Source organism: Collinsella aerofaciens (genome assembly GCF_040915545.1).
GTDB lineage: Bacteria > Actinomycetota > Coriobacteriia > Coriobacteriales > Coriobacteriaceae > Collinsella > Collinsella aerofaciens_BE.
This window is the reverse complement of sequence record NZ_JBCPDH010000001.1, coordinates 160,466-187,051: the sequence shown is the minus strand read 5'-3', so window position 1 is coordinate 187,051 and position 26,586 is coordinate 160,466. Positions and strand designations below refer to the sequence as shown.

Annotated in this window: 19 protein-coding genes; 9 read left to right on the top strand and 10 right to left on the bottom strand. The window is 58.6% G+C overall.

The annotated features are described in order from the left end of the window. Window positions 1-3: 3 nt before the first annotated feature. Window positions 4-3,291 carry a single-stranded-DNA-specific exonuclease RecJ gene (gene recJ, locus AB5202_RS00785; protein WP_368143359.1) on the bottom strand — a complete coding sequence of 1,096 codons (3,288 nt, stop codon included), beginning with the start codon at window positions 3,289-3,291 and terminating at the stop codon, window positions 4-6. A 274-nt stretch (window positions 3,292-3,565) separates the two neighbouring features. Here recJ and AB5202_RS00780 point away from each other — a divergent pair, with 274 nt between their 5' ends. After that, window positions 3,566-4,564, top strand: a complete 999-nt coding sequence (locus AB5202_RS00780) for a bile acid:sodium symporter family protein (RefSeq protein ID WP_368143360.1) — start codon at window positions 3,566-3,568, stop codon at window positions 4,562-4,564. A gap of 27 nt (window positions 4,565-4,591) precedes the next feature. Here AB5202_RS00780 and AB5202_RS00775 read toward each other — a convergent pair whose 3' ends face one another. The 7 genes from AB5202_RS00775 to AB5202_RS00745 all read right to left on the bottom strand — a co-directional run bounded on the left by AB5202_RS00775 (window position 4,592) and on the right by AB5202_RS00745 (window position 11,110). Continuing rightward, the gene (locus tag AB5202_RS00775) at window positions 4,592-5,392 is read right to left on the bottom strand and encodes a DUF4931 domain-containing protein (RefSeq protein ID WP_368143361.1); all 801 of its coding nucleotides are present in this window, start codon (window positions 5,390-5,392) and stop codon (window positions 4,592-4,594) included. Between the two features lie 3 nt (window positions 5,393-5,395). Next, complete coding sequence (locus tag AB5202_RS00770) at window positions 5,396-6,073, bottom strand: copper homeostasis protein CutC (protein WP_368143362.1); 678 nt, start codon at window positions 6,071-6,073, stop codon at window positions 5,396-5,398. 175 nt (window positions 6,074-6,248) lie between these two features. Continuing rightward, window positions 6,249-6,962 (bottom strand): ABC transporter ATP-binding protein, encoded by a 714-nt coding sequence (locus AB5202_RS00765; protein WP_438265656.1) that lies wholly within the window; start codon window positions 6,960-6,962, stop codon window positions 6,249-6,251. Then, entirely contained in the window at window positions 6,963-7,823 is an 861-nt protein-coding gene (locus AB5202_RS00760; RefSeq protein ID WP_055287178.1) for an ABC transporter ATP-binding protein, read from the bottom strand. Further along, window positions 7,813-8,892, bottom strand: a complete 1,080-nt coding sequence (locus AB5202_RS00755; RefSeq protein ID WP_006234440.1) for a branched-chain amino acid ABC transporter permease — start codon at window positions 8,890-8,892, stop codon at window positions 7,813-7,815. The genes AB5202_RS00760 and AB5202_RS00755 overlap by 11 nt, the downstream gene beginning before the upstream one ends. Window positions 8,893-8,901: 9 nt before the next feature. Next, window positions 8,902-9,783, bottom strand: coding sequence for a branched-chain amino acid ABC transporter permease (locus AB5202_RS00750; RefSeq protein WP_195568610.1), 882 nt, complete (start codon window positions 9,781-9,783; stop codon window positions 8,902-8,904). Between the two features lie 139 nt (window positions 9,784-9,922). Next, the gene (locus AB5202_RS00745) at window positions 9,923-11,110 is read right to left on the bottom strand and encodes an ABC transporter substrate-binding protein (RefSeq protein WP_368143363.1); all 1,188 of its coding nucleotides are present in this window, start codon (window positions 11,108-11,110) and stop codon (window positions 9,923-9,925) included. A gap of 583 nt (window positions 11,111-11,693) precedes the next feature. Here AB5202_RS00745 and AB5202_RS00740 point away from each other — a divergent pair. From AB5202_RS00740 to AB5202_RS00710, 7 genes are all read left to right on the top strand, one after another. Further along, on the top strand, window positions 11,694-13,037 hold the full coding sequence (locus tag AB5202_RS00740; protein ID WP_117655181.1) for a homoserine dehydrogenase: 1,344 nt from the start codon (window positions 11,694-11,696) through the stop codon (window positions 13,035-13,037). Between the two features lie 214 nt (window positions 13,038-13,251). Next, entirely contained in the window at window positions 13,252-14,001 is a 750-nt protein-coding gene (locus tag AB5202_RS00735) for an SDR family NAD(P)-dependent oxidoreductase (RefSeq protein WP_368143364.1), read from the top strand. A 398-nt stretch (window positions 14,002-14,399) separates the two neighbouring features. Beyond that, a complete protein-coding gene (locus AB5202_RS00730; protein WP_368143365.1) occupies window positions 14,400-15,332 on the top strand; it encodes an FHA domain-containing protein in 933 nt (310 codons plus the stop codon). 19 nt (window positions 15,333-15,351) lie between these two features. Continuing rightward, window positions 15,352-16,458 carry an SPFH domain-containing protein gene (locus tag AB5202_RS00725; protein ID WP_368143366.1) on the top strand — a complete coding sequence of 369 codons (1,107 nt, stop codon included), beginning with the start codon at window positions 15,352-15,354 and terminating at the stop codon, window positions 16,456-16,458. Further along, window positions 16,458-17,132, top strand: coding sequence for a hypothetical protein (locus AB5202_RS00720; RefSeq protein ID WP_368143367.1), 675 nt, complete (start codon window positions 16,458-16,460; stop codon window positions 17,130-17,132). The genes AB5202_RS00725 and AB5202_RS00720 overlap by 1 nt, the downstream gene beginning before the upstream one ends. After that, on the top strand, window positions 17,132-17,791 hold the full coding sequence (locus tag AB5202_RS00715) for a TIR domain-containing protein (protein WP_117774097.1): 660 nt from the start codon (window positions 17,132-17,134) through the stop codon (window positions 17,789-17,791). Before AB5202_RS00720 ends, AB5202_RS00715 begins: the two co-directional genes overlap by 1 nt. Then, on the top strand, window positions 17,788-19,269 hold the full coding sequence (locus AB5202_RS00710) for a hypothetical protein (protein ID WP_368143368.1): 1,482 nt from the start codon (window positions 17,788-17,790) through the stop codon (window positions 19,267-19,269). The genes AB5202_RS00715 and AB5202_RS00710 overlap by 4 nt, the downstream gene beginning before the upstream one ends. 127 nt (window positions 19,270-19,396) lie before the next feature. On the opposite strand, the gene AB5202_RS00705 is transcribed toward AB5202_RS00710, so the two are convergent. Both AB5202_RS00705 and AB5202_RS00700 read right to left on the bottom strand, forming a co-directional pair. Beyond that, complete coding sequence (locus tag AB5202_RS00705; RefSeq protein ID WP_368143369.1) at window positions 19,397-20,638, bottom strand: Fic family protein; 1,242 nt, start codon at window positions 20,636-20,638, stop codon at window positions 19,397-19,399. A 449-nt stretch (window positions 20,639-21,087) separates the two neighbouring features. After that, window positions 21,088-22,647, bottom strand: a complete 1,560-nt coding sequence (locus AB5202_RS00700) for a cation:proton antiporter domain-containing protein (RefSeq protein ID WP_368143370.1) — start codon at window positions 22,645-22,647, stop codon at window positions 21,088-21,090. Between the two features lie 184 nt (window positions 22,648-22,831). On the opposite strand from AB5202_RS00700, the gene AB5202_RS00695 reads away from it, so the two are divergent. Beyond that, on the top strand, window positions 22,832-26,578 hold the full coding sequence (locus AB5202_RS00695) for a phosphoribosylformylglycinamidine synthase (protein WP_368143371.1): 3,747 nt from the start codon (window positions 22,832-22,834) through the stop codon (window positions 26,576-26,578). The last annotated feature ends 8 nt before the right edge of the window (window positions 26,579-26,586 follow it).

Genomic DNA, 26,586 nt, shown 5'->3' with positions numbered 1-26,586 from the left:
CCCCTAGGCCCGCGGTACGATCGGGCGGTTAACTTTGGCTAGCATATCAGAAGCGCACGAATCGAGCGCCCAGCTCCGGAAAGCCGAAAACTCCATGCGCGAGCGCAAGCCCTCCAAATAGCGAATTGACCTGCTCAATTGCACGCGGCCGGGGTTTTCGGCCATCGCGATGCGACGGGTGTCGTCAAACCCCGAAACGCGACAGAAACCAAGCTCTTCGAAGATTCCTAGGCCGCTTTCCACCGAGCGCTCGTCGACCGGCGTGCGGGCATCGATGGCAAGGCACATCTGCGCGATGTCGATATCGCTTGCGCAGAATGAATCATCCCCGGTCTTGCCGCGGTTGGAGCGCCACATGGTCTGCAGCGCGCGATAGAGTGTGACGAGCTCGTCGCGCTCGGGTGCGTAGCAGTCGAGCAGGCGCTCGTTAATGCGGGCATCGCGCGACGAATAGAGCAGGTGGATCACGGCGGGCTGGCCATCGCGACCGGCACGGCCGCTCATCTGGTTAAACTCAATGCCGCCAAACGGCATGTGATAGAGCACGACATGGCGGATATCGGGCAGGTTGACGCCCTCGCCAAAGGCAGATGTCGAGACGATGCAGCTGAGGCTGCCGTCTCGGAATGCTTCCTCCACGCGACGGCGATCGGAACGCACAAGCCCCGCGTTATAGAACGCGATATGGGTTGCGCAATCGGGCACACGCTTGCGCAACGTCTTGGCGAGCGCCACGGACTGGTCGCGCGAATTGACGTAGATGACGGTCTTTTCCCCCGTCGCCACAATCGACACCAAACGGTTCTCGCGACTTGCAAGATCGCGGTCGTCCTCGAGCCGCAGGTTCTCGCGCACCGTCTCGTCGACCACCGTGCGAGTGATCGGCAACATGCGGGCAAGCTCGGCCACAACCGGAGCCGTCGCGGTGGCCGTCGCAGCCATAACGACCGGGTCGCCCAGGGCTTTGAGGATATCGGGCATGTCGAGATAGGCGCTGCGGTCGCCGCCCTTGGCAAGACCGGCATGATGCGCCTCATCGATAACGACAAAGCCGATGCGGCCCGAACGCGCAAAGCGGTCACGGTGGATAGACAGGAACTCGGGCGTCGTGAGCACGATACCGGTGCGGCCCGAAGCTAGACCGGCGAACACGTCATCGCGTGCGGCCTCCACGGTCTCGCCGGTCAGCACGCCAACGCCAATGCCAAGCGCTGCCATCGTCGACGAGAGGTGATAGGCCTGGTCGGCAACGAGCGCGCGCAGCGGATAGACAAAGATGCTCGCACGCCCGCGAAGGACCGCCTCGCGCGCGGCATGCACGTGGAAGATAAGCGACTTGCCGCGCCCCGTTCCCATAACGGCCAGAACACTTTGGTGATCGGCCAGGGCATCGAGCGCCTCGACCTGCGCGCGGTGCGGCTGGTTCGAGCCGATAAAGCTATGGATAAGCGAGCGCGTGAGCTCAGCATAAGAAAGCTGGGCGAGCGTCTCGCGTTTACGCGACTCCAGGCGCAGGCCAGAATCCGCCGGTTGCACGCCGCGGCGAAGTTCACATGCCGGATCGTCGATATTGGACGCCGTGGTATCGCGCACCAAGACATCCTTGATCATGAGCTTGGGCTTCACACGCCCCTGCCAATGCTCGGCAACGGCCTCGAACACCAAGTCGACAGCGCTATCGCAGTTGATGAGCTTATCGATTTGCGGCACGCGGAACATAATGGCCGGCACGCTCGCGGCGCCATCGGTCGCCACAAAGCGCATGTGCTCGCCGGTTTTGCCCACCACGGCGCGATCGCACATCGTCACGCCCTCGGCGGCCAGCAGCGGCACCTTGTTGCCCTGGCCAAACGGCTCAAGACGGGAAATCTGCTCTATAGTCTCGATATTCAGCTCGGAAAGGTCGACCGTGGCGGCAACCTCGTCGATGTCTTCAAAGTCCTCGGCGGGAATCTCCGATAGCACGGCGGAAAGGCGACGACGGAATTCATCGAGCTTGGATGCCTCGATGGTCACACCCACCGCACCGGCATGTCCGCCGCGACGAATCAGCAGGTCGGAACAGCGCTCGACGGCGTCAAACAGGTTAACTTTGCCCACCGAGCGACCAGAACCGCGCGCGATACCGTCCTCGATCGAGAACAGCAGCGCCGGCACGTGATAGCGGTTGGTCAGACGGCTTGCCACGATGCCCTTGACACCCTCGTGCCAGCCTTCGCCGCCCACGACGATCGCGCGTCCGCCGTCATAGGTCTCCTCGACCTTTGCCATGGCATCGCGCGTGAGCTCCGCCTCGATCTCACGGCGCTGGCGGTTGATTTCCTCGAGCTCAGCCGCCAGCGCGCTTGCTTCGATGGGATTGCGGGCAAGCAGCAGGTCGAGCGCCAGCTTGGGATCGGCCATGCGACCGGCAGCGTTTAAGCGGGGAATGAGCGAGAATGACAGGCCATCCGCCGTAATGCTCGAAAGGTCCGCCTTGGCAAGCGCGGCAAGTGCGATGTAGCCGGGACGGGCCGTCACGCGCATCTGCTGGATGCCCTCGGCGACCAGTGCGCGGTTCTCGGGCGTAAGCGGCATCATATCGGACACGGTGCCCAGCGCCGCGACCTCGATTAGCGAACGCCAATACGACGGCTTGCCCAGGCGCTCACCCAGGACTTGCACCAGCTTGAGCGCCACACCAGCACCGGCAAGCTCGCGCGAGGGGCCCTCGTCCTCGAGCTTGGGGTCGGTCAGGGGCACACCCTGCGGCACCTGGTCGGAGGGCTCGTGATGGTCCGTGACCACCAAATCGATCCCCAGGCTCTCCAGATAGGAAACCTCTTCCTTGGCGGCAATGCCGTTATCGACGGTCACGATCAGCTGGGGGCGAGCGAGCTCGTTAACGCGGTCGAGTGCCGCGCGCGAAAGACCGTAGCCCTCGTCAAAGCGATGCGGAATAAACGGCGTGACATCGGCGCCAAACGTGCGCAGCGCCTCGGTCAACAGGCAGGTCGACGTAATACCGTCAACGTCAAAATCGCCAAAGACTGCAATGTGCTCGTGGTTGCGAATAGCACGCTCGACGCGGTCGGCAACGACCGACATGCCCGGGATAATGAGTGGGTCGGCCCAGTCGCGATCGAGCGAAGGCGTCAAAAACAATTGGCCCTCTTTGATGGAGCCAATGCCGTGCGCGACCATAATGCGCGCCACCAGCCCGGGAATGCCCAGACCAGCCGAAAGCTCCTTTTCGAGCTCGGGGTTTTGCTGAGCGACCGCCCAGCGATGCGTCGTCTTAAGCGATGACATAGGCACCCACCCCTGATAGGGGCAGGTCGCCGCGATACCTCTCACGGTTCATAGCGATGAGTCCTCTGTGTATGCCCGCTTCGGCAGGCAGATCTGTTGAACGGATTTATTATACCGTGCAGCGCGGACGCAAAACGCCGCGGTGCGCCGCGGTTTCGGCAAACGATGGCGGTAATGGCCTCGAAATAATCGAGCGTTTCAGCCGCACGGACGCATACGAGCGTCTAGCATATCCATACAAACGAGTTCGCGGATAAAGGGAGTCACGGGATATATGAAGCAATGGGCTGGACTGGGAAAGTTCCTCGCGGGGCATATGCAGATCATCGTTCCGATTTGCGTGGCGCTCGGCGTGCTCTTTCCCCAGCAGATCGGCGTGCTCAAGCCCATTGTTCCCGCCCTCTTCGCCTTTATGACGTTTCAGGGCGCGCTCAGCAACACCTTTCACCAGGTAGCCGAGGTGTTCCACCGTCCGCTGCACCTGATTCTGGCGCTGCTGGTCTCGGCAGTGCTTATTCCCATCGCGGCGTATGCCATAGGGTCACTCTTCTTTGGCTCCAACCCCAACCTTGTCTGCGGCATCGTGCTCGAGTACAGCGTGCCCGTGGCCGTCACCGCTTTTATGTGGATCAGCATGTTCGGCGGCAACGGCCCGCTCGCGCTCACCATCATCCTGACGTCCTCGGTTATCTCCCCTGTGACGATTCCGCTCACGCTTAAGCTCTTGTTGGGTGCCACCGTCTCGATCGATGTGCCGAGCATGATGCAGGACATGGCCTTTATGATCGCCATCCCCGCCGTGCTCGGCATCGTGATCAACGAGCTCACGCGTGGATGGGGACACGAGAAGCTCTCCCCCGCGCTCTCGCCCGCCTGCAAATTCATGATGATGGGCGTTATCGCCTCCAACTCCACCGCCATGAGCGAGTACGTGCTGCACATGAACGCGGTGCGCCTGGAAGTCGCCCTCTTTATTTTGGCCTTCGCCATCAGCGGCTTTGTCGTCGGTTTTCTGGTCGCCCGTGCGCTGCATCTGCCATATAGCGAGACGACTACCATGTGCTTTACCTGCGGCATGCGTAACATCTCTTCGGGCGCCGTCATCGCCACGCAATACTTTCCGGGCGAAGTCGTGTTTCCCGTCATGTGTGGAACGTTGTTTCAGCAGGTGCTCGCCTCGCTTATCGGGCATCTCTTTGAGCGTCTGACCGGCGAGGAGCGCGCCGCCCAGCGCAAGCGGGTCGAGGCCGGCCGCGATGCAATGGCGCGCTAAACCGTCCGCAGTGTGCGGGCGCTCACTTTACGATGCGAGCGCCTCCAGATGTGCGCGGAGTCGCTCCGCATCGACATCGAGCGTGGTCTCAGCATTGACCTGGGCCAAACGATAGCCGACAAAGTAGGGCGAAACCACCCAACGCGGCAGCGCCTTGGCAATGGTCCGACCGCCCAGGTGATAGAAGAACAGGTTGTACGACTCTGCGCGACCACCGTGGTGCTCGTTCAGGATATAGCGCAGAGCTACCTGGATCGCATCGGCGAAGAGATCCGCCTCGGCTTGGTCTCTCGTGTCATCGCTGGCGGCGATTCCCTGCGGGGCTGAAACATTGACCTCAAAGAACCCCATAATCGGTTCGGTTGAGATGTTGACCGAGATTCTCCCCTGTTGCCAGACATTGATGCCTTCGAAATTGGCAGAAGTCAGCGAAGTGTAGCCGTCTTCCTGCTCCAAACCCACAATCTGCATGTGCGGATGAACGAGACTACCGCCCGAGAGCGGACCCTTGTTCTTGTACATGAGCACACTGCGATACTGCTGTGAATCGATCATCTGCTGCCAGCAACCCAGGGCAAACCGCATCACATGGTGGAGTTCATCCGGCTCATAGGTCACCAGGTCGGCATCGTGATCGGCCGACTCGATCAGCACGGTTTGACGGGTGGCGCGCAGGGTCTTGAACTTATTCTCGAGCCAAATGCAATCGCCATCACGGCGAATGATGTCGGTGAGCCCCTCCGTGTTGCAAAAGGGGCACGCGGTACCGGGGCGACGGTTGTCGTCGGGCTTGCCGCTCGCCTGCTGAACATCGAATACAAGCGCCACGGGCTACACCTCCAGCGGTACGATCTTGGTGCCATGGAGCTCGGAGACGCCCAGTGCCGCCGCCACGGTATCGCGGTTGGCCGTGGAAATGCCGCCGCCGGGAAGGATGGTCAAGCGGTCGCCCGCACACTCGATAAGACGCGACAGATGCTCTAGGTTGTCCTCGATCGGCGTGCCGGCGGCACCGCCGTGCGTCAGGATGCGTGTGATGCCGCAGTCGGCGAGTGTGTCAATCGCGTCGAGCTGAGCCTCGGGCGAGAGCTGGTCAAACGCCATGTGGAAGGTGATGTCGATGGGCTCACGCTTGCATTCCTCGGTCGCGCAGCCCGCGGCCATCACGAGGGCGCCCAACGTAAGCTCGTCGAGCGCCCATCCGCCAGCGCAGGGCTTGCAGCAGCCAAAGACCAAGCCGTCAACGCCGGCGCTTACGGCAAGGCCCAGGTCCATCTCCATCATGCGCAGCTCGTCTTGGTTGTAATGAAAGTCACCGCCACGCGGGCGAATCATGCACATCACTCGCGCGTCATGCTCGTGAGCATAGCTGACTGTAGCGCTGATAACGCCGGCAGAAGGCGTGGTGCCACCAACGGCAAGGTTGTCGCACAGCTCGATACGCCTTGCACCGGCATCGATAGCCGCCGGCACCCGCTCAAAGTTCTCGGCACAAAACTCGTACAGCATAGATAGACCCCCAAAGACAGCAGATGTTTTCCGACGGGCATTGTCACACATCCCCATGAAGTTGCGGTGGAATAGGGACTCTTTTGGCCTCTGGAGCCCGTATTCAGTCCCTATTTCACCGCAACTTAAAAAGGGGCGCTGACTGAGATAGTCAGCGCCCCTTTTGTTAGGTGGGTTAGCCTCCGAGGTAGGCTTTGCGGACGTTGTCGTCGTGCAGGAGCTCTTGGCCGGTGCCGGTCATGGTGATCTTGCCGGTCTCGAGCACGTAACCGCGTGTGGCGATGGAAAGCGCCATCTGCGCGTTTTGCTCGACCAGAAGCACCGTGGTGCCAGCCTTGTGCAGGTCCTCGACAATCTGGAAGATCTGTTCGATCAGAATCGGCGCCAGACCCATGGAAGGTTCGTCGAGCATAAGCAGTTTGGGGTTACTCATAAGGGCGCGCCCCATAACGAGCATCTGCTGCTCGCCGCCTGAAAGGGTACCGGCGACCTGGCGACGACGTTCCTTCAGGCGCGGGAACTGCTCGTAGACGCGCTCCAGGCCCGGAGTCACCGTGGACTTGGGCTGCGTATAGGCGCCCATCTCCAGGTTCTCCTCAACCGTCATCTGCAAAAAGGCGCGACGACCCTCGGGAACCTGAGCCAGGCCCTTACCAACCAGCTTATCAGCGGGCGTATGGGTAATGTCCTCGCCCATAAACTTGATGGAGCCGGTCTTGGAGCGCAGCAGGCCCGAGACGGTCTTAAGCGTCGTGGACTTGCCAGCACCGTTGGCACCAATCAGGGCCACGATCTCGCCCTCGTTGACGCTAAAGGAGATGTCCTTGATGGCGTGGATGGCGCCGTACCAGACGTTGATGTTGTAGACGGAAAGCATCGGCTCTGCCATTTAGTTCTCCCCCTTATCCTGCTTGCCCAGATACGCCTCGATAACAGCGTCGTTGTTCTGGATCTCCTCGGCCGTGCCCTTGGCGATGACCTTACCAAAGTTGAGCACGCAGATGCCCTCGCAGATGTTCATGACGAGCGACATGTCGTGCTCAATGAGCATGATGGCAATGCCAAAGGTGTCGCGAATCTTGACGATGTTCTCCATGAGCTCCGCGGTCTCGGACGGGTTCATGCCGGCGGCAGGCTCGTCGAGCAGCAGCAACTTGGGGTTGGTGGCAAGCGCGCGGACGATTTCCAGACGACGCTGAGCGCCATAAGGCAGCGATCCGGCCTGCTCGTTTGCCAGATGCTCCATATCAAAGATGGAGAGCAGCTCCATGGCACGCTCGTGAGCAGCCTTCTCGTGCTTCCAGTACGTCGGCAGGCGCAGCACGCCCTCAAAACCGGAGTAGCGCTCCTGATTGTGCAGACCGACCTTGACGTTGTCCTCCACCGTCATGGTGTTGAACAGGCGAATGTTCTGGAAGGTACGAGCAATGCCCATGCGGTTGACCTGATAGACCGACTTGCCCGAGGTGTCCTCGCCGTCGAGCAGGATGGTGCCGTGCGTGGGCTGGTACACCTTGGTGAGCAGGTTGAAGACCGTGGTCTTGCCAGCGCCGTTGGGGCCGATCAGACCGGCGATCTCGGTCTTACCGATGGTCAGGCTAAAGTCGTCGACTGCCTTAAGGCCGCCAAATTCAATGCCCAAGTGGATGCACTCGAGTGCCGGGCGCTCGCCCAGGTCGCGGTCGGGAACGATGGCGCCAGAAGGATACGGAACCATCTTGCCCTTGTTGAACTCAAACTTACTGGGCATCGGCTGCCACCTCCTTCTTGGAAGCAAAGCGGTCCTTAATGCGTGCGAAGAACGCCTTGAGCTGCGGGTTGTTAGTAAAGACCATGACCAGGATCAACACGATGGCGTAGATGAGCATGCGGTAGTCCGAGAACTGACGGAGCAGCTCGGGAAGCACCGTGAGCAATGCCGCTGCGATGACGGAGCCGCGCATATTGCCCAGACCGCCCAAGACCACGAACACCAGAATCAGAATCGACGTGTTGAAGTCGAACTTGGTAGCGGAAAGTTGCGAGAAGTTACCGCCGAAGAGGGCTCCGGCAGCGCCGGCGAGAGCGGCGGAAACCACGAAGGCGATCATGCGGTACTGGGTGACGGAGATGCCCACAGACTCGGCAGCGATCTTGTTGTCGCGCACGGCAATAATGGCACGACCGGTACGGCTGCGAACCAGGTTGAGTACAATCACGAGCGCGACCATAACCAGGATGGCGCCGGCAAGGAAGGTCGAATAGGTCGACACGCCCGATGCGCCCTGCGCGCCCTTGATGATGGCGGTGCCGTCCTCGAGCAGGTGCAGGTCGTCGATCGTGGAGTTGCCCGTGATGTTAAAGATCACATGCAGGCCGCGGGAATCGACGCCCACAATGAGGCAGGTGACGACCTCTTTGATAATCTCGCCAAAAGCCAGGGTCACGATGGCCAGATAGTCGCCGCTCAGGCGCAGGACCGGGATACCGATCAAGAAGCCCAAGATGGCAGCGGCGATAGCGCCGACCACAATGCTGATGATCAGACGCATCGGATCGGACGGAACGGTGCTCTCCAGCGCGACGGCAGTGACGATGCCTGTATAGGCACCGACGCTCATAAAGCCCGCGTGGCCCAGCGACAAGTCGCCCGCGATGCCGACGACGAGGTTAAGGGAGATGGCCATGACGATATAGGCCGTGATGGGAACCAGCTGACCGGCGATCATGCGCGGGATCATGTGGTTGGACTGCATAAAGAACACGATGGCGAACGCCACAACGCACATGGCGTACGTGACAAAGTCGTGACGCGTCTGCTTGTCTTTAAGAAACTTCATAACGCTCACCTACACCTTCTCGGGGACGTACTTGCCCAAGAGGCCGGCAGGCTTGACGAGCAGGACGATGATCAAAACACCAAAGACGATGGAGTTGGCAAGGCTCGTGGAAATATAAGCCTGCGCCATCGCCTCGATGATGCCGATGAGAATGCCGCCGACAAAGGCGCCGGGGATGGAGCCGATGCCGCCGAAAACGGCAGCGTCGAAGGCCTTGATGCCAGGCATGGCGCCCGTGGTGGGCTGCAGGACCGGCGAGTAGGAGCACAGGAGCACGCCGGCGATGGCAGCGAGGGCGGAGCCGATGGCGAACGTCATCGAGATGGTGCGGTTGACGTTGATGCCCATGAGCTGAGCGGCGGCCTTGTCCTCGGACACGGCGCGCATGGCCTTGCCCATCTTGGTCTTACCCGTAAAGAACATCAGGCCGGCCATGATAACCAGGCAGGCGACGATGGTGACGAGCGAGACGGCGCTTACGTTAAACTTGGCCAAGAACTCCGGCACCGGGAAGGTGACGAGCGAAGTGAAGTTCTTGGGCGTGGCGCCCCACAGAAGCTGCGCGGCGTTCTGCAGGAAGTAAGACACGCCGATGGCCGTGATCAGAACGGCCAGCGGGCCCGCTTGGCGCAGCGGCTTATAGGCCAGACCCTCAATGAGAACACCGAGAACCGTGCAGGCCACACAAGAGAGAACTACAGATGCCCAGCCCGGGAGGCCGAGATACGACGTGGCGCAGAACGAGACATAGGCACCGACCATGATGACATCGCCGTGAGCGAAGTTGAGCATCTTGGCGATACCGTAGACCATGGTGTAGCCCAACGCGATGATGGCGTAGACGCTGCCCATGGACAGGCCGTTGACCAGGTATTGGATAAAGACCGTCATGTTCCACATCCCCCTTTCGAATAGGTTTCCAGTTAATGTATGAAACAGGGACGTTACACTGTCCCTAGATACCAAGCAAGCAGGGAAGGCCAAAACCTCCCCTGCTTGGGATCAAAACCGCTCTATGTAAGGCGGCCAATTAGGCCTGTACGTACTTGCCATCGGTGATGACGTACGCCGTGGGCTCCTTCTGGACCTGGCCCTTGTCGTTCCAGGAGAGCTTGCCAGTCAGGCCGTCAACAGTAATGTTGCGCATAGCCTCGGGAAGCTTCTCGGCAACCTCGGTGGGATCGGCGTCGACACCCAGGCCGGCCTCCTTGAGAGCCTCGACCACAGCATGCACGCCGTCGTAGGCGTCGGCGGCAAACTGGTCGGGGGTATCGCCGTACTTATCTTTGTAAGCGTTGACGAAGTCGGCGTTCTTCTCGTCGTCGGCGGAAAACGGGGTCATGAGCAGCAGACCCTCGGCAAGAGAGGTGTCGAAGCCCTCAACGCCCAGGATGCCATCCATGCCGTCGCAGCCCATCATCTTGACGTCGTAGCCCATGTCCTTGGCGTTCTTGAGCAGGACGGACGCCGGCGTGTAGTAGATCGGCGCAAAGATCATGGTGGCGCCTGCCTGCTTGGCCTTGGTCAGCTGGTTGGTAAAGCTCGTGGCGGAGTCGTCCTTAAAGGTCTCCTCGTCGACAATCTCAAGCTTAGACTTAGCGGCCTGGGCCTTAAAGGAATCTGCGATGCCCGAAGAATAGGCGTCGCCGGAGTTATAGAACAGCACGAACTTCTCGTTCGCATACTTCTGCGCCAGGAACTTGGCAGCGTTGACACCTTGGTTGGGGTCGGTAAAGCAAACCTGGAAGACGCAATCCTTGCCCTTGGTAACGTCCTCGGAGGACGCGGACGGGGTAATCATGAACGTCTCGGGGTCGTTACCGCACTCAGCAGCAACGGCGACCGACGCACCCGTGGTGGTCGGACCGACAAGGGCCTGCATGCCCCAGTCGAGCAGGGTGTTGAAGGCGTTGACGGCCTTCTCGCCGTCAGCCTGGTCGTCCTCGGCCTTGCTGACAAGCGGCAGCTCCTTGGTCGAGAAATCCTTGCAGCCAAGCTCGACAGCTTGTGTAACGGACTTGCCGTAGGACGCGTTGGCACCGGTCAGCGGGCCGATGGTGCCGATCTTAAACGAAGCGTCGCCCGACGCGGAACCGCTGTCGCCGCCGTTGGAGGAGCAGCCAGCTAGAATGGACATCGCCCCCAGACCTGCTGCGCTCGCGATAACGCTCCTGCGATTCATAACAGGGTTCAATGACTTACCGGTGAGGCTCGACATGCGGCTCTCCTCTCAAATCTCGTCGGGTTTCGGTTACCCGACAGGCCATCCTTCGCCGTGTTCGGCGTTCGCAAAATACTAGACGCTTTAGTTAAGGAAAGTGGCGATTATTTCAACTTTTCTTTGGATTTGTTCATTTATCCATATTCCTGCGTATTTTCATTGCTTTATGCAGTTTAGCCACTTTATTATGTAAAAGTAATGTTTCCATTCTGTTACAGGCGTCCCTGCCCTGAATAAAACAGCCTCACCGGTCGTGCTTTATGCGCACTTAGGAAGCGATGTACTTGCCGTCCTGGATCACATAGGCCGTAGCAGGCTTTTCGACCTGGCCCTCGTCATTCCACGCCGACGAGCGCCTGTATGCCCCAGTCGCACAGGGCAAACCTTATGGTGCAAACGTTGACAGTTTGTTACGGAAGTTCGTTTGTAGCGAGCGTGTTTCCAATGTTTCCGCAGCGTTTCGGGGGTGCCGTTTTGTGCGACTCCTGTTGCCTGGCGAGCACGCGCCCTCGGTTCACGCTAGAATGCACTCAACCTTTAAGCGGTTAATCCATCCATAAGATGCACGAAGGAGCTATCTATGAGCGAACCCCTGCGCACCGTGAACGTCGGCCTCATCGGTCTGGGAACCGTCGGCGGCGGCGTGGCCCGTCTGATCAAGAGCCACCACGATGAGTACCTGGCAGCCTACGGCATCGACCTTAAGCTGACCCGCGCCTGCGCGCTTGCCTGGGAGCAGGCCGAAGCCGCCGGTATTGAGCGCGAGGCCTTTACGAGCGACTGGCACGACGTCGTCACCGACCCCGCCGTCGATATCGTCGTCGAGCTCATCGGCGGCGAGCACCCCGCGACCGAAATCTTCACCACCGCCTTCGAGAACGGCAAGCATGTCGTCTCTGCCAACAAGGCCCTGCTGGGCCGTCATGTCGAGACGCTCGCCGAGAAGGCGCGCGCGTGCGGCGTGCAGATTAAGTGCGAGGCCAGCTGCGGCGGTGGCATCCCCATTGTCAGCACGCTCGAGCACGACCTGGTGGGCAACAAGATCCTGACCATCGCCGGCATTCTCAACGGTACCACCAACTATATCCTGTCGCGCATGGACGCCGAGGGCGCCGATTACGCCGATGTGCTTGCCGACGCGCAGGCCAAGGGCTATGCCGAGGCCGACCCGTCCGCCGACGTCGACGGCTTCGACGCCGCCAGCAAGACGGCAATCCTCGCTTCCATCGGCTTTGGCACCCGCGTGACCACCGACGATGTCTACCAACAGGGTATCCGTACCATCGGCGCCGAGGACATCGCCCAGGCCCGCGAGCTCGGCTACACCATCAAGCTGCTGGGCATCGCACGCAACACCGACGCCGGCGTCGACGTCCGCGTGCATCCCACGCTCATCCCGGCAGACCATATGCTCGCCAAGGTCAACGGCGCCATGAACGCCGTCTACGTGGTGGGTGACGCCGTGGGCGAGACCATGTTCTACGGCGCTGGCGCAGGCTCCTTCCCCACCGCGAGCGCCGTCGTGGGCGATATCCTATCGCTCTCCGAGCAGATCAGCCGCGGCGTGGCTCCGCTGCCCGAGATTGAGCCCTACGGTCACAACCTCGCCTTTAAGCCCATGGACGAACTCCAGACCAAGTACTATGTGCGCCTGAAGGTCGCCGACCGCGTAGGTGCCCTGTCCGAGACGGTCGACATCTTTGCCAAGCACAACATCTCGATCTCGCTCATCAACCAGGTCGAGGACGGCAAGTCGGGCGTCAGCGATGCCTGCTCGGTCATCTTCTTGACGCACCGCGCACTCGAGAAGGACGTCCAGGCTGCCGCCGCCGAACTTGCCAGCGTCGACTGCGTGGCCGAGGTCGCCAACGTCCTGCGCATCGAGGACGTTGAGGCCTGGACCGAAGGCGTTATGGCGAACTAGCCCAACGCTCGCCTAGCAATACGCGCCTTGAGGGCTCCCGTCCGATGTAGGACGGGAGCTCTTTTGTCACCTGCCGTAAGCACAACGGCAGAGCATATTTGCGCGAGCCGCTCATCGGTAACGCGGGCTACCGTTCACCGATATGCAAACGCGGCCGATTCCGGCTACCGCTACGCTGAGCTGCGTATGTCCGCCCGCGATGAGAGGAAGCACCATGTTGCTCGAGAGCAAGAAAGCAATCATCACCGGAGGCACGCGCGGTATCGGCTATGCGATCGCCTGCCGTTTTATCGAGGAAGGCGCTGCCGTCACCGTCTTTGGCTCACGCCAGGAGACTGCCGACGCGGCCGTTGAGAAGTTGGCGGCCGCCTATCCCGACGCCAAGGTCTGGGGCCGCTCCTGCGACCTCACCTCGCTCGAGGCCGTGACCGAGGCCTTTACCCAGGCTGCAGCCGATATGGGCGGTTTGGATACAGTCGTCAACAATGCCGGCATCTCCCAGCGCTCACCCCTTTTGGACTACACGGCCGAGGAGTTCGCTAAGGTTATGGACCTCAACGTCGTCGCCGTCTTTAATGGCCACCAGGCAGCCGCCAAGATCATGACCGAGGCAGGTCATGGCGGCACCATCACCACCACGAGTTCGATGGTCGCCAAGTACGGTCAGCCCTCCGGCGTTGGCTATCCCACGTCCAAGTTTGCCGTCAACGGTATGGTCCAGTCGCTCTCGCGCGAGCTCGCCCCCATGGGCATCCGCGTCAACGCCGTCGCGCCTGGCGTAACCAAGACCGATATGGTCGCCAACCTGCCCGAAGAGGTTATTAAGCCCATCGTCGCCACCATTCCGCTGGGTCGCATGGGCGAGCCCGAGGATGTCGCCAACGCCTTTGTTTTCCTGGCGAGCGACATGTCCTCCTACGTCACGGGCGCCGTGCTCCCCGTCGACGGAGCCGCCCGCTCTTAAAGGTCGCAAGCCACGATTTCGGACCTCAACGGAGCTCAACGCAAAAGGCGCGCTGTCTGCATCAACCGCAGGCAGCGCGCCTTGTTCTGTTTGTAAGGGAAACTGCGTCCCGTTTCGCCGATTCTGGGACACCGTTTCCGCAACGGGTCGGGACTGCGGAAACTACATCCCAATCTGGTTATCCATTCCGGGGCACAGTTTCCCGAAGGGCGGTTGAGTCATGCCATCCTAATCAAAACGAGACCGTATAGCACCCCTAAGATAACCAGCTCTCATTCTGGAGCAAGCGCATCAGGCAGCACGACCGCTCGCCGACGTGCAATTTGTTGCACAGTAAAATCGGCTAGTGGCACCCTTATCCTTTATTTAGCGAATAAGGTCAAGGAAGGGAGAGTATCATGCCAAGACGGCAAACACCGCTCGAGGTCATGTTCTCCCTGTTCAAGACTTCATTTACCCTGAGCCATCGCGCACTTGCTGAACTGTTACTATCCGATCTGCCGTTAACAAATGGACAGCCTACCGCCCAAATGGCACAGGACACCAGCTGGCTTTCGCGCACGATTGTGCACTCGCAGCCGGGCTCCCTAGAAGATCGCTACTTTACCGACTGGTCCCGCGCATCGAATCAAATCCTGCACAAGCTACAGGAAAAAGGGTATTCGAACGCCGACATCTATACCATGATTGCGGCAGCAACTGACGCGATGGCTCAAGCGCTCAGTGCCTGTGGGCGCAATGGGCTCCTTTACCGGAACGCCGCCTCGCGCCTCGTCAGCTGCCAGCCAGACAAAGATGACAGGGCTCTTATCTCAATCGCGCTCGTTGTTTCGACCGCCTGTTGGTGCGATCCGGCCCGTGCTATCGCGTACATCAGGAACCGCTTTGAATTCGCAGAGAATGTCAGGTCGTTTACCCCCTCAAGTATTTCTTTCTGTCCATGCGATTTAGAACAAACGGGCACCGAACATGCGATCGGCCTTATCAGGATCGATAACGAACTCGTCATCGGCGGCCCTTATGTCATTGAGCCTTCTGCCATGGGCTCCATCATCGGAGCGCTCGCACTCGAAGACGGCGCTGTCACCGATGTTGGGCTGGATGTCTCCGCCAGGCATCTCCGTATCTTCGCCGAGAACAATGCTTGGTACGCACAAGACCTCGGTTCGACCAACGGCACGCATCTGATTCGAACAGCCGACAACAACGAACTCGACATCAGCTCCGGAGCGCCCGCCCAGCTGTACCCCGGCGACATCCTGCGCCTGGGTCTCAGCACCACTTTTGCCGTCGTAGCAACGACGGCTATCTTAGCAAATCAACATTACTAACCATGGAAACAAGGTGACTATGAGCATCACGGATGTCATCAAATATGAGGGCAATAACCAAACTTTTATCTGGAAACACCCCTCAGAAGACTTCAATACGGGCTCGCAACTCATTGTTCACGAGACCCAAGAAGCAATTTTCTTCCTTAATGGACAGGCCCTGGATTCGTTTGGACCAGGCAGGCATGAACTTGAGACTCAAAATCTGCCGTTACTGAACGGCATTTCGAAGATAACGACCGGTGGTGTCAGCCCGTTTCACTCAGAGGTCTACTTTGTTAACCTCATCGAGCAAATGGGCATCCGCTGGGGAACCAATTCCAAGATTCAGTTCATGGAACCGACTTGTGGATTTCCGCTCTCGCTCGGGGCGTCCGGAGAGATGGCTCTTGCTGTAAAAGAGCCCCGCAGGCTCCTTCTCAAGCTTGTTGGAACCGAAGCTTTGCTCTCCCAGGACAAGCTGATCAGTTATTTCAAAGCTTTCCTGCAAACTCGAATAAAAGCTCATCTTGCACAAGTAATTACCGAACAAAAACTCTCCATTTTCGAACTTGATGCACACCTTGAAGAGTTATCCGACTCGCTTAAGAACAAGCTGCTTCCCGACTTTGCCGCATACGGTCTCTCATTAACGCAAATGCTGGTCACCGCCATCGTCAAACCCGAAGGTGATCCGGTATACGAGAAGTTTAAGGACCTCCATTTCAAGCAATATGCCGACGTACGCGAAGCACAGATAAAACAACAGGTCAGCATTATCGAACAAGAAACTGCGGCGCAGCGCACCGTAATCTCCGCAAAAGCACGCGCAGAAAAACGGCAAATCGAGGGCTATACCTATCAACAGGAACGCAGCTTCGATGTTGCCGAAAAGATGGCCCAAAACGAAGCGACTGGCGAATACGCAAACATGGGAATTGGCCTGGGCGTAATGGCCGGTGTCGGCGGGACCATGGGGTCAGTTATGACCGATGCACTCTCACAAGCGACTGGCACGTCTGCGACGCAGCCCATCCCTACGGATACCAATTCGCAGCAAAGTGCTGCAAAGTTCTGTTCCGAGTGTGGATATCGCTTCTCTGGAACCGAGAAGTTCTGTCCCGAATGCGGAGCGCGGAGGTCATAATGAAGAACACGCAGGCATATATTGCAGCAATCCCCGTAGCCCTCTTCATAGTTATCGAAAGCGTGGCCGTACTTTTATTTGGACCCTCAACTACCTTTTGGATTGAGAGCGCATTCTCTTTGGTCATGCTCGCCCTGGTGGTTTCAACCTTGTTATTTGGACCCCAAAAGAATCTTAAGATATTTGGTATCTCAAAGATACTTGTTATTGGCGTATCGTTTACAGTCCAATTGTTGTTAGGCATGCTAGGGTCCGCGTTAAAAACAGAGGCGCTTCCAGCAATTCCAATTCTCAGTTTTCTGCTAGCAAGCGCTGCGACAGCCACGCTCTTCGCAACAGGCGCTTCCGAATCTCACGCATCTACTGTTGAAAACCAAGTTTCAAGCAAATCGCAATCCATGCAGAACCTTGAACTTCAGCTAAGACTGCTTCTAGATGAATCACCTTCAGAGTTGCGTGCATCAATGACCAGCCTCTTGGAAACTTCAAGCCTTGCCGACCCCGCCAGTTGTGAAACAAGCGCTCAAGTTGAAGACGAAATATCGAGCGCACTTCGTGATCTATCGCAATCAATCGAATCAAACGATATCGAAGGCGCGAACTCGAAAATATTGCGCATGACTTCGTTGATAAGGCAAAGAGCAGCACTGGTTAAAGCAAGCAAGGACAGCTAATGATCGATAAGGATAAATTAATCTCGCTTCTTATTTCAAAAGAAATTCCAGTAAAAACGACCCGGAGATACAAAACTATTGGCTATCGAATAAAGCTCGAGAGTGGAACAGCCGTATATGTCTACGACAGCGGCGGCTTCTTTTGTCAAGGAAATAACGCTGATCAGGTCCGAAAAGCCATCGAAGATGAAATCATTGATGAACCAAACAACAAAGTTTTCGTTGTTTACGGCCACGATAAAACCGCACGAAACCAACTCCAACGTCTTCTCGAAGAGTTAAATCTAGAGCCTATTTTTCTCGATAATCAGCCTATAGGGGGCCGAACAGTAATCGAACAACTAATGGAATACATCCCTTGCGCTAATTTCGGGATAGTACTTATGACCCCGGACGATATAGGCTATCCAAAGAATAAACAGGATCGACCGCAGCCAAGAGCTCGCCAGAACGTAGTTTTGGAGCTTGGGATGCTACTGATGAAATTCGGCAGGTCTAGGACCGCGATCCTTCTCAAAGAAGCCGACCCACCAATAGAAAAACCGTCCGATATAAACGGCATCTTATATCTCCCTTACAAGGAAGACGTTTTTGAGATAAAGCAGAAACTAATACGGGAAATGAACAGCAAGGGGTATGAAATGGAGCAATCGAAATGAAAGCGCTACAATGCGAGCTCTGCGGTAGCACAGAGATTATCAAGGATGGAGACTTTTTCGTCTGTCAAAGCTGTGGAATGAAATATACGCTTGAAACCGCAAAGAAAATGATGGTCGAAGGTGTTGTCCAAGTCGAAGGCACAGTGAAAACAGACCGCACTGAAGATGTCGATCGATATCTCGCCTTGGCCAGAACCGCTCAAAAAGCCGGTAACAACGCTGATGCTGAGAAATATGCCTCCATGGCCCTCGAGATTGATCTTAAGAACGCCGAGGCATGGTCAATAAAGGCAAAAGCGATAGACTGGCAGCTCACGTTTGTCAGCGATCGCTTGTCGGAATCAAATGCAGCATGCATTAATATGCTAAAGCTGCTAAATCGAGCCCCATCAGATTTTGATGAGATAAACACCGCGCTAAACATAGCGATAGGTTTCATTGAGCATTTGCGAGCTATCGCAAACTCTGAGATAGACTATTTCTGCCAGGAACTTGCAAATCTACCGAATGCGAAGAATCTAGAGTTAATTCAATCGGGGCTCATTCGTCACCTACAGTCGCGTGAACTCCAATGGAAAAATATAGAGGCCGTGTGCGAATTACAAACGGCTGCCGTAAAGAGGCTCAGCAAAGAGCAGGGGGAGAGTGCCGAGATACCCGAGAATATCGAAGATCTCCTCGGCGCCCTTACCGAAGACCTTTCCGGTCTTGCAGCGCGCAACATTTCATCAATGTATTACAATGCTGCAATCACGATCCTAAAGTCTGCGGTCAACGGCTGCTCCACATGGTCGGAACGGTGGAACAAGGTCCGTGTATTTGATTACTACGCGACAGATGATTTCGACTATGACAACGAAAAAGAAGCTTTTGATCTATGCATAGATGCGTACGATAGTTGCATAAAAGCGGCTCGCTTAGCTATCGACCTCTTTGACAATAAAGTCACTAAACAAGGTACTGCCACAGACGAGATGCTCTTAAGATGCTGGGGCATATTGTGCAGTCTCGAGGAGCTATGTATCAAAGTTCGAACAAATCGCCGATACTACGGATACTACGGACACTCCAGCGAACAAATAACAAACGACGGCTTTTTCCTTAGCGATGAGGCAAAGCAGCTTCGGAGAGAACAGTTAGAAAAGGACATGGCAAAGCGTGACGAATACGACCCCGAGAAGAAGAAGGAACGTGAGCGCGCTGAAAAAGAAGCAGAGCTCCAAGCCAAATACTGGTTAGATAATCCTGTTAAAAAGACGCAAAAACAAGCGCTCGAAGATGAATTTGACCGGCTGGGGAACGAACTTCGAGAGCTTAAGAGCAGACGTTCCTTTTTCAGCCCGTTCGAATTCAAGGCAAAACGAGAATGTGATGCAAAAATCGAACAGGCTCGCGAGCGCAGGCGGGAAATCAAGAACTCTCTGAAGGCCTTAGACGATGAACTCCTGGCGTACGTGTCAAACGAAATTGAATCATAGCTTTCACCGCTTGCCGCAACAGTCCATTGGCGACCTCAAAGGCGCCTCAATGGGATAAGAGCGATTTCACACCATGGAGGAATGGCGGGCAAGCGCTCGGAGTGTTCATTTGTCTGATAACCGATATTCACTCTAGCCCGAGCAGATTAAGTCCCGCCACCGTCATCTTGCACACGAGCGGCCTTGCGGACACCTTTTCTAAATATCCGGCAGCGATTAGGCTCGACAATGACCTACTCGCTGTCGGTTTTTTCACATCGAGATAGCCCGACACACCATCAAGCGTAGATTCGCCAAAGGCACCGAAGATATGCATCTGTGCCGCATAAAACAGAATATCTTTTGCCCTTTCGGTAAACGTATCGTCGAGCTCATCGATCGCCCGCTTGAGATCATCGAGTTGTACGCGCTTTTCGGCCAAATCGCTCAGAACGGCATCTTGCGCTTGCTCGACCAAATCAAGAATCATTGCAACAAACGGAGTAGCCTCGCTACCGTTAAGGGGCCTCTCCACCACGTCAAACGCCTTGTAATATGCGGTTTTATTCTCAGCAATCGTCCTGGAGAGCGACAACACCGTAGGCTGCGACAACGTCTCGTTCAGGCTCAACGCGAGAAGATATCTCCCCGTTCTCCCGTTACCGTCATAGAAGGGGTGAATATACTCAAAGAGAAAATGGCAGATTGAGGCTGCATAGAGGCTTGGGACATCTTCGCGATTGCTCAACTCTATCATCTTGCCAAGGAGGTCAATGATTTCGGGCTCCGAGGAAACACCCTGATGGAGAATCTTGCCCCGACTGTTCTCAATCACAACGGGACCCAAGCGGAACATCTTGCCATCCGGACGGTCCTTCGGGTCAAGCACGCCCTTAGTGACGGCATCGAAAATCTCGCGGATATCCTCGGGTTTGCCGGGACGACTTGAACCATCCACCAGCTGAAGGTAGAGGCGAGCGAATTCAATAAAAGGAGTGTGCTCCTTTTCGGCGGCACCGCAAAGTTCGGCCGCGGCATCCTCCGCAGACTCCAGCGCCGCTTCAATCTGGCGCCGTGTGCTGTGCACACCCTCCATTTCGTTGCTGAAAACAACCTCCTCAAGCACCAGCGAACGAATCGAGGCCCCCAAAGCCACATAAGGCAAGCTGTTCCACAGGTTGGAAATCTTTCGCTCTTTTCTGAGAATCCGCTCGCTAGCAACGGACAGGTTCAAAGGAACACAAGCGAACAGTTCACCATGCTCAAGGTGAATTCCAGTCCGCACCGTGCCGTCGGCAGTAAGGCGCTCGCGCAGTAGCTCGTCATGGCAAGCATAACGATCGGAGCTTGAATCTGCATAAAAGAGTTTTTCGAGCGTCTTGTACGCCATCGCTTCATCGCCCCTTTGAAATCAAATAGCTTAATCGTCTTTCATTATTTCGAATTAATCCGATATTTGCAATTAAGACTCAAGAAATGCATTGTCTAATTTCAGAATTTGAAGTATTGGGAATTAAGGTTTCCTTATTTACATAGCGAGCTAATTTCAAACCTCAGCAGAGCTTTATGCAAGAGGCGCGCGTCCTGCATCAATAGCAGGCAGTGCGCCTTCTTCTGTTCGAAAAGGAAACTGCATCCCAGATTTTCGGCTCAGAATGGGGTGCGCTTTCCGCAACGGGCTTCTCGCGGAAACTGTGTCCCGCTCTGAGCGTCTATTCCGGGATGCACTTCCCAAAGGGCCTTGTTCCGGAAAACGTGCCCCATTCCGAGCCTTCAAACCGGGATGTACTTTCCGCCAGGGGCTTCATCCGTCCCCGGTCTCTCCGAAGGGCCGCCTCGCTACTTGTCGTCGTCCTCGGCTTCCTCTCTTGCATAGAGCTCCAGCATGCGGCGGCGGTACTCGCGCACGGCGAGCTTGGCGCGCTCCAGGCGGCGACGCTCGCGCGGAGTCAGCTCGGACGGGTCGACCTCGTCTCCATAGGTCTTATCGGCAAGAAGATGTGCCGCATCCACGATGCGGGCATCGATGTGGCCGCTCGCCGCCTCGGCGGAAAGACGCTCGGCAATCGTATCGAGCGTAGGCAGGCCCTCGAATACGCGACCGTGACCATGCGAGGTCAGCAGCTCGTGCTCGCGTGCGAGCAGGCTCGCCAAATCGTGATGGGCACGCAGGATGTCGAACGCATCGGATGGATGCTCGGCAACCTCTGCCACGGCGGCGACCGGCGCGGCGTCGACCACGCGGTAGAAGAGCTGCGCGAGCAATGGCATCAAGAACACTGTGATGGCACCGGCGGCAACCATGACCGACGCAATATCTTGCGACAGCGCGCCCGCGTTGACGGCAACACTCGTCACGGCAACGATGATCGGCAGGGCCGTGGTGCAGTACAGGGCCACGGTAATGCGACCATACGCCGACACATCGCGCGTCGCAGGACAAATGCTCATAGAGATGAGAATGGGCACGGCGCGAATGATCAGCAACGCCACGATAAAGCCTGCGAGCAGCCCGGGGCGCGACGCCACGGCCGTCAGGTCGATCTTTGCGCCCGATACAGTAAAGAACACCGGAATCAAAAAGCCGTAGGTCAGGCCGTCGAGCTTGGTCTCGAGCGTATGGTTGCCCTCGGGGATGATGTAGCGCAAGACAAAGCCGGCGGCAAAAGAACCCAACACGATGTCGAGATCAAAGACGGCCGAGAACGCCACGAGTGTGACCAGGATGAGCACCGTCAGGCGCACGAAGGTCTGCGACGTGGTATCGGCGCGTTCCTCGACAAACGCAAAGAAGCGGCTGCCGACGCGCTTGGAGCGACTTGGGACCACGGCCAGCAACACGCAAACCACCGCAAACAAGCCAAGGATTACGAGCGTTTGGATGCCAGTGCGGGCAGACAGCAGCACCGACATGGCGAGCACAGGGCCGAGCTCGCCCCAAGTGCCATACGCGAGAATCGAGTCGCCCACACGCGTGCCAGTGAGCGAGCGCTCACGCATGATGGGCACGAGCGTGCCGAGCGCCGTCGAAGTGAGGGCAAGCGTCACGGCGATACCGTCGAAATGACTAACCGAGAACCACGGGGTAAAGCGCACGGCAAGCCAGGCGATACCAAACGTGACGGCCCACGTCGCCAAGCCGTAGCGCCCCTCGACGCCCGTGATGCTCTTGGGGTCGATCTCAAAGCCGGCAAGCAGGAACAAAAAGGCCAGGCCCAGCTCGGACACAAGCGAGACCTCAGCATCTACATGGATGACGCCGAGCATATGGGGTCCCAGCACCGCGCCGAGCACGAGCAAAAAGACCGTCTCGGGAACGGGTTTTCCGGGAATCGCCGAGGCGATAAAAGGACTCGCAAAGGCCACGAGTGCGATGATGGCGAGCGAAACGAATGCCATGTGATGCCTTTCTCTTGTTTGCGCTTCACTGTAGCACCCTCGCCGTCCTCAACGCGCCGCGAGCTGTCGTATCATAGTGAGGTTTACAAACATGTGGCTCAAGGCGACCGCGAGGCTTGTCCCGTAAACCGACCGCTGCCGCATACCGTACCGTACGCCCAACCGATCAGGAAGGCAGGAACCAATGGTCTCTCGTATCTACGTGGAGAAGAAACCCGGGTTCGACGTCGAGGCTCAGCAGCTCAAGGGCGAGCTGACCGAAATTCTCGGCATCAAGGGCATCGAGGCCCTGAGGATCATCAACCGCTACGACGTCGAGGGCATCGACGAGGAGCTTTTCCGCTCCTGCGTGCCGACCGTCTTTAGCGAGCCCCAGGTCGATGTGACCTACGACGAGCTCCCCGCAAGCGATGGCGCCGTCTTTGCCGTCGAATTCCTGCCTGGCCAGTTTGACCAGCGCGCCGACTCCGCCAGCGAGTGCGTGCAGCTCATCAGCCAGGGCGAGCGCCCCGCCGTGCGCTCCGCCAAGGTCTATATGATCTCGGGCGCTCTGGACGAGGCCGCCATCGATGCCATCAAGCACTACGTGGTAAACCCCGTCGAGGCGCGCATCGCCTCGCTCGACCTGCCCGAGACGCTGTACATGGAGACCCCCGAGCCCCAGCCCGTCGAGGTGCTCAACGGTTTCCGTGAGCTCGACGAGGCCGGCCTTGCCGCCTTTATTTCCGAGCGCGGCCTTGCCATGGACGAGGCGGACATCGCCTTCTGCCAGCAGTACTTCCGCGATGAGGACCGCGACCCCACCATCACCGAGATCCGCGTGATCGACACCTACTGGTCCGACCACTGCCGCCACACCACCTTCGGCACCGTCCTGGACGACGTAACGATCGACGACGCCGTGGTGCAGCAAGCCTTCGACCGCTACATGGAGATGCGCCACGAGCTCGGCCGCGACGCCAAGCCCGTCTGCCTCATGGACATGGGCACCATCGGCGCCAAGTACCTTAAGAAGACCGGCGTCATGACCGATGTCGACGAATCCGAGGAGATCAACGCCTGCACCGTCAAGGTGAAGGTCGATGTCGATGGCGAGGACCAGGACTGGCTGTTCCTCTTTAAGAACGAGACCCATAACCACCCGACTGAGATCGAGCCCTTCGGCGGTGCCGCCACCTGCGTGGGCGGCGCTATCCGTGACCCGCTCTCGGGCCGCAGCTATGTGTATCAGGCCATGCGCGTCACCGGTGCCGGCGACCCCACCGTCCCGGTTTCCGAGACGCTCGAGGGCAAGCTGCCGCAGCGCAAGCTCGTGACCACTGCCGCCGCCGGCTACTCCAGCTACGGCAACCAGATCGGCCTTGCCACCGGTCAGGTCAACGAACTCTATCACCCCGGTTACGTGGCCAAGCGCATGGAGGTTGGCGCCGTCGTGGGCGCTACCCCGGCAAACCACGTTCGTCGCGAGTGCCCCGCCCCCACCGACAAGATCATCCTGCTGGGCGGCCGCACCGGCCGCGATGGCATCGGTGGCGCCACCGGCTCCTCCAAGACCCAGAACACCGAGTCCATCGAGACCTCGGGTGCCGAGGTCCAGAAGGGCAACGCCCCGGTCGAGCGCAAGCTGCAGCGCCTGTTCCGCCGCGGCGATGCCTGCCGTCTGATCAAGCGCTGCAACGACTTTGGCGCCGGCGGTGTCTCGGTCGCCGTGGGCGAGCTTGCCGACGGCCTGTATGTCGACCTTGATACCGTGACCAAGAAGTACGACGGCCTGGACGGCACCGAGCTCGCTATCTCCGAGTCCCAGGAGCGTATGGCCTGCGCCGTCGCCGACGGTGACGTCGAGGAGTTCATGGGCTACGCCGCCGAGGAGAACCTCGAGGCGACCGTTATCGCCGAGGTTACCGCCGAGCCGCGCATGCGCATGGCCTGGAACGGTGTCGCCATCGTCGACCTATCCCGCGAGTTCCTCAACTCCAACGGCGCGCCCAAGCACCAGATCGCCCACGTATGCGCCCGCAGCGTGTGGCAGCCCAGCTGGGCCGGCACCACGCTTGCCGAGCGCATGACCTCGCTTGTCACCGACCTCAACGTCGCTTCCAACAAGGGCCTTTCCGAGCGCTTCGACTCCACCATCGGCGCCGCGACCGTGCTCATGCCCTTTGGCGGCAAGACGCAGCTCACCCCCAGCTCGGCCATGGTCGCCAAGTTCCCCGTGGACGGCGAGACCACCACGGCGAGTGCCATGGCATGGGGCTTCAACCCCTATCTGATGGAGGCCGACCAGTTTGCGGGCGCCTACCTGTCCGTGGTCGAGTCCATCGCCAAGCTCGTGGCTGCCGGCTTTGAGCACAAGCGCGCCTATCTCTCCTTCCAGGAGTACTTCGAGCGTCTGCGCACCGAGGCCGAGCGCTGGGGCAAGCCCACGGCAGCCGTCTTGGGCGCCCTCATGGCCCAAGTCGACCTGGGTGCCGGCGCCATCGGTGGCAAGGACTCCATGAGCGGCTCGTTTGAGGACGAGGCCGGCGAGCTCAACGTTCCGCCGACCCTGATCAGCTTCGCCGTCGCCGTGGGCAAGGCCGCCCGCGCCGTCTCACCCGAGTTCAAGGGCCTCACGCACCGCGTCGTCCGCATCGCCCCCGCCACCTATGGCGAAGACTACCGCCCCGACGCCCAGCAGCTGCTCGCCGCGTTTGACGTCGTCGAGGCGCTCACTGCTACCGGCAACGCCCTGGCCATCTCCACGCCCGGCTACGGCTGCGGCGCCGAGAGCCTCTTTAAGATGTGCGTCGGTAACCAGATCGGCATCGAGCTTGCCGATGATGTAGACGTAGAGAGCCTCTTCACCCCGCTCTACGGCAGCTTTATCGTCGAGCTCGCCGAGGATGCCGAGCTGCCCGAGGTCGCCGACGGCGTTGTCGTCGAGCCCCTGGGCACCACCGTCGAGGGCTATGTCATCGACACCGGCTCCGAGGTCATCGAGCTCTCCGAGCTCCAGGAGGCCTGGGAGAGCGGCATCGAGGGCGTCTTTGCCTACCGCAGCGCCGACGAGACCCCCGAGGTCGAGACCATCGACTTCCGTGCCAAGGACATCCACGTGTACAGCGGCGCCAAGATCGCCCGTCCGCGCGTGATCATCCCCGTGTTCCCCGGCAACAACTGTGAGTACGACAGCGCACGTGCCTTCCGCGCAGCCGGTGCCGAAGCCGACACCTTCGTGATCAACAACCTCACGCCCGAGGCCGTCGCCGAGAGCACCCACGAGCTTGCCCGCCGCATCCGTGCAAGCCAGATCGTCATGATCCCCGGCGGCTTCTCGGGCGGCGACGAGCCCGATGGCTCCGCCAAGTTCATCACGGCGTTCTTCCGCGCTCCCGAGGTCACCGAGGCAGTTCGCGACCTGCTCAAGGCCCGCGACGGCCTGATGCTGGGCATCTGCAACGGCTTCCAGGCCCTGGTCAAGCTCGGTCTGGTGCCCTATGGCGACATCGTCGACGCCACGCCCGATGCGCCCACGTTGACGTTCAACACCATCGGTCGTCATCAGAGCCGTCTGGTGCGCACCCGCATCTCGTCCAACCTGTCCCCGTGGCTGTCGCAGTGCAGCCTGGACGACCCCTACACCGTCGCCATCAGCCACGGCGAGGGCCGCTTTGTCGCCAATGACGAAGTGCTCACCCAACTGATCGCCAACGGCCAGGTCGCCACGCAGTACGTGGGCGAGAACGGCAAGCCCAGCATGGATCTCTCCGTCAACCCCAACGGCTCCGCACTCGCCATCGAGGGCATCACGAGCCCCGACGGCCGCATCCTGGGCAAGATGGGCCATGCCGAGCGTCGCGGCGACAACCTGTACCGCAACGTGCCCGAGCATGTCCCCGGCGATAAGTTCATGCCGATCTTTGAGAGCGGCGTGGCCTACTTCGCTTAAGCCTTTCC

What these genes read in the sequence shown, in the direction of transcription:
- recJ (WP_368143359.1), bottom strand. Translation starts at nt 3,291, where the DNA reads ATGTCATCGCTTAAGACGACGCATCGCTGGGCGGTCGCTCAGCAAAAC.
- AB5202_RS00780 (WP_368143360.1), top strand. Translation starts at nt 3,566, where the DNA reads ATGAAGCAATGGGCTGGACTGGGAAAGTTCCTCGCGGGGCATATGCAG.
- AB5202_RS00770 (WP_368143362.1), bottom strand. Translation starts at nt 6,073, where the DNA reads ATGCTGTACGAGTTTTGTGCCGAGAACTTTGAGCGGGTGCCGGCGGCT.
- AB5202_RS00765 (WP_438265656.1), bottom strand. Translation starts at nt 6,962, where the DNA reads ATGGCAGAGCCGATGCTTTCCGTCTACAACATCAACGTCTGGTACGGC.
- AB5202_RS00760 (WP_055287178.1), bottom strand. Translation starts at nt 7,823, where the DNA reads ATGCCCAGTAAGTTTGAGTTCAACAAGGGCAAGATGGTTCCGTATCCT.
- AB5202_RS00755 (WP_006234440.1), bottom strand. Translation starts at nt 8,892, where the DNA reads ATGAAGTTTCTTAAAGACAAGCAGACGCGTCACGACTTTGTCACGTAC.
- AB5202_RS00750 (WP_195568610.1), bottom strand. Translation starts at nt 9,783, where the DNA reads ATGACGGTCTTTATCCAATACCTGGTCAACGGCCTGTCCATGGGCAGC.
- AB5202_RS00745 (WP_368143363.1), bottom strand. Translation starts at nt 11,110, where the DNA reads ATGTCGAGCCTCACCGGTAAGTCATTGAACCCTGTTATGAATCGCAGG.
- AB5202_RS00740 (WP_117655181.1), top strand. Translation starts at nt 11,694, where the DNA reads ATGAGCGAACCCCTGCGCACCGTGAACGTCGGCCTCATCGGTCTGGGA.
- AB5202_RS00735 (WP_368143364.1), top strand. Translation starts at nt 13,252, where the DNA reads ATGTTGCTCGAGAGCAAGAAAGCAATCATCACCGGAGGCACGCGCGGT.
- AB5202_RS00730 (WP_368143365.1), top strand. Translation starts at nt 14,400, where the DNA reads ATGCCAAGACGGCAAACACCGCTCGAGGTCATGTTCTCCCTGTTCAAG.
- AB5202_RS00725 (WP_368143366.1), top strand. Translation starts at nt 15,352, where the DNA reads ATGAGCATCACGGATGTCATCAAATATGAGGGCAATAACCAAACTTTT.
- AB5202_RS00720 (WP_368143367.1), top strand. Translation starts at nt 16,458, where the DNA reads ATGAAGAACACGCAGGCATATATTGCAGCAATCCCCGTAGCCCTCTTC.
- AB5202_RS00715 (WP_117774097.1), top strand. Translation starts at nt 17,132, where the DNA reads ATGATCGATAAGGATAAATTAATCTCGCTTCTTATTTCAAAAGAAATT.
- AB5202_RS00710 (WP_368143368.1), top strand. Translation starts at nt 17,788, where the DNA reads ATGAAAGCGCTACAATGCGAGCTCTGCGGTAGCACAGAGATTATCAAG.
- AB5202_RS00705 (WP_368143369.1), bottom strand. Translation starts at nt 20,638, where the DNA reads ATGGCGTACAAGACGCTCGAAAAACTCTTTTATGCAGATTCAAGCTCC.
- AB5202_RS00700 (WP_368143370.1), bottom strand. Translation starts at nt 22,647, where the DNA reads ATGGCATTCGTTTCGCTCGCCATCATCGCACTCGTGGCCTTTGCGAGT.
- AB5202_RS00695 (WP_368143371.1), top strand. Translation starts at nt 22,832, where the DNA reads ATGGTCTCTCGTATCTACGTGGAGAAGAAACCCGGGTTCGACGTCGAG.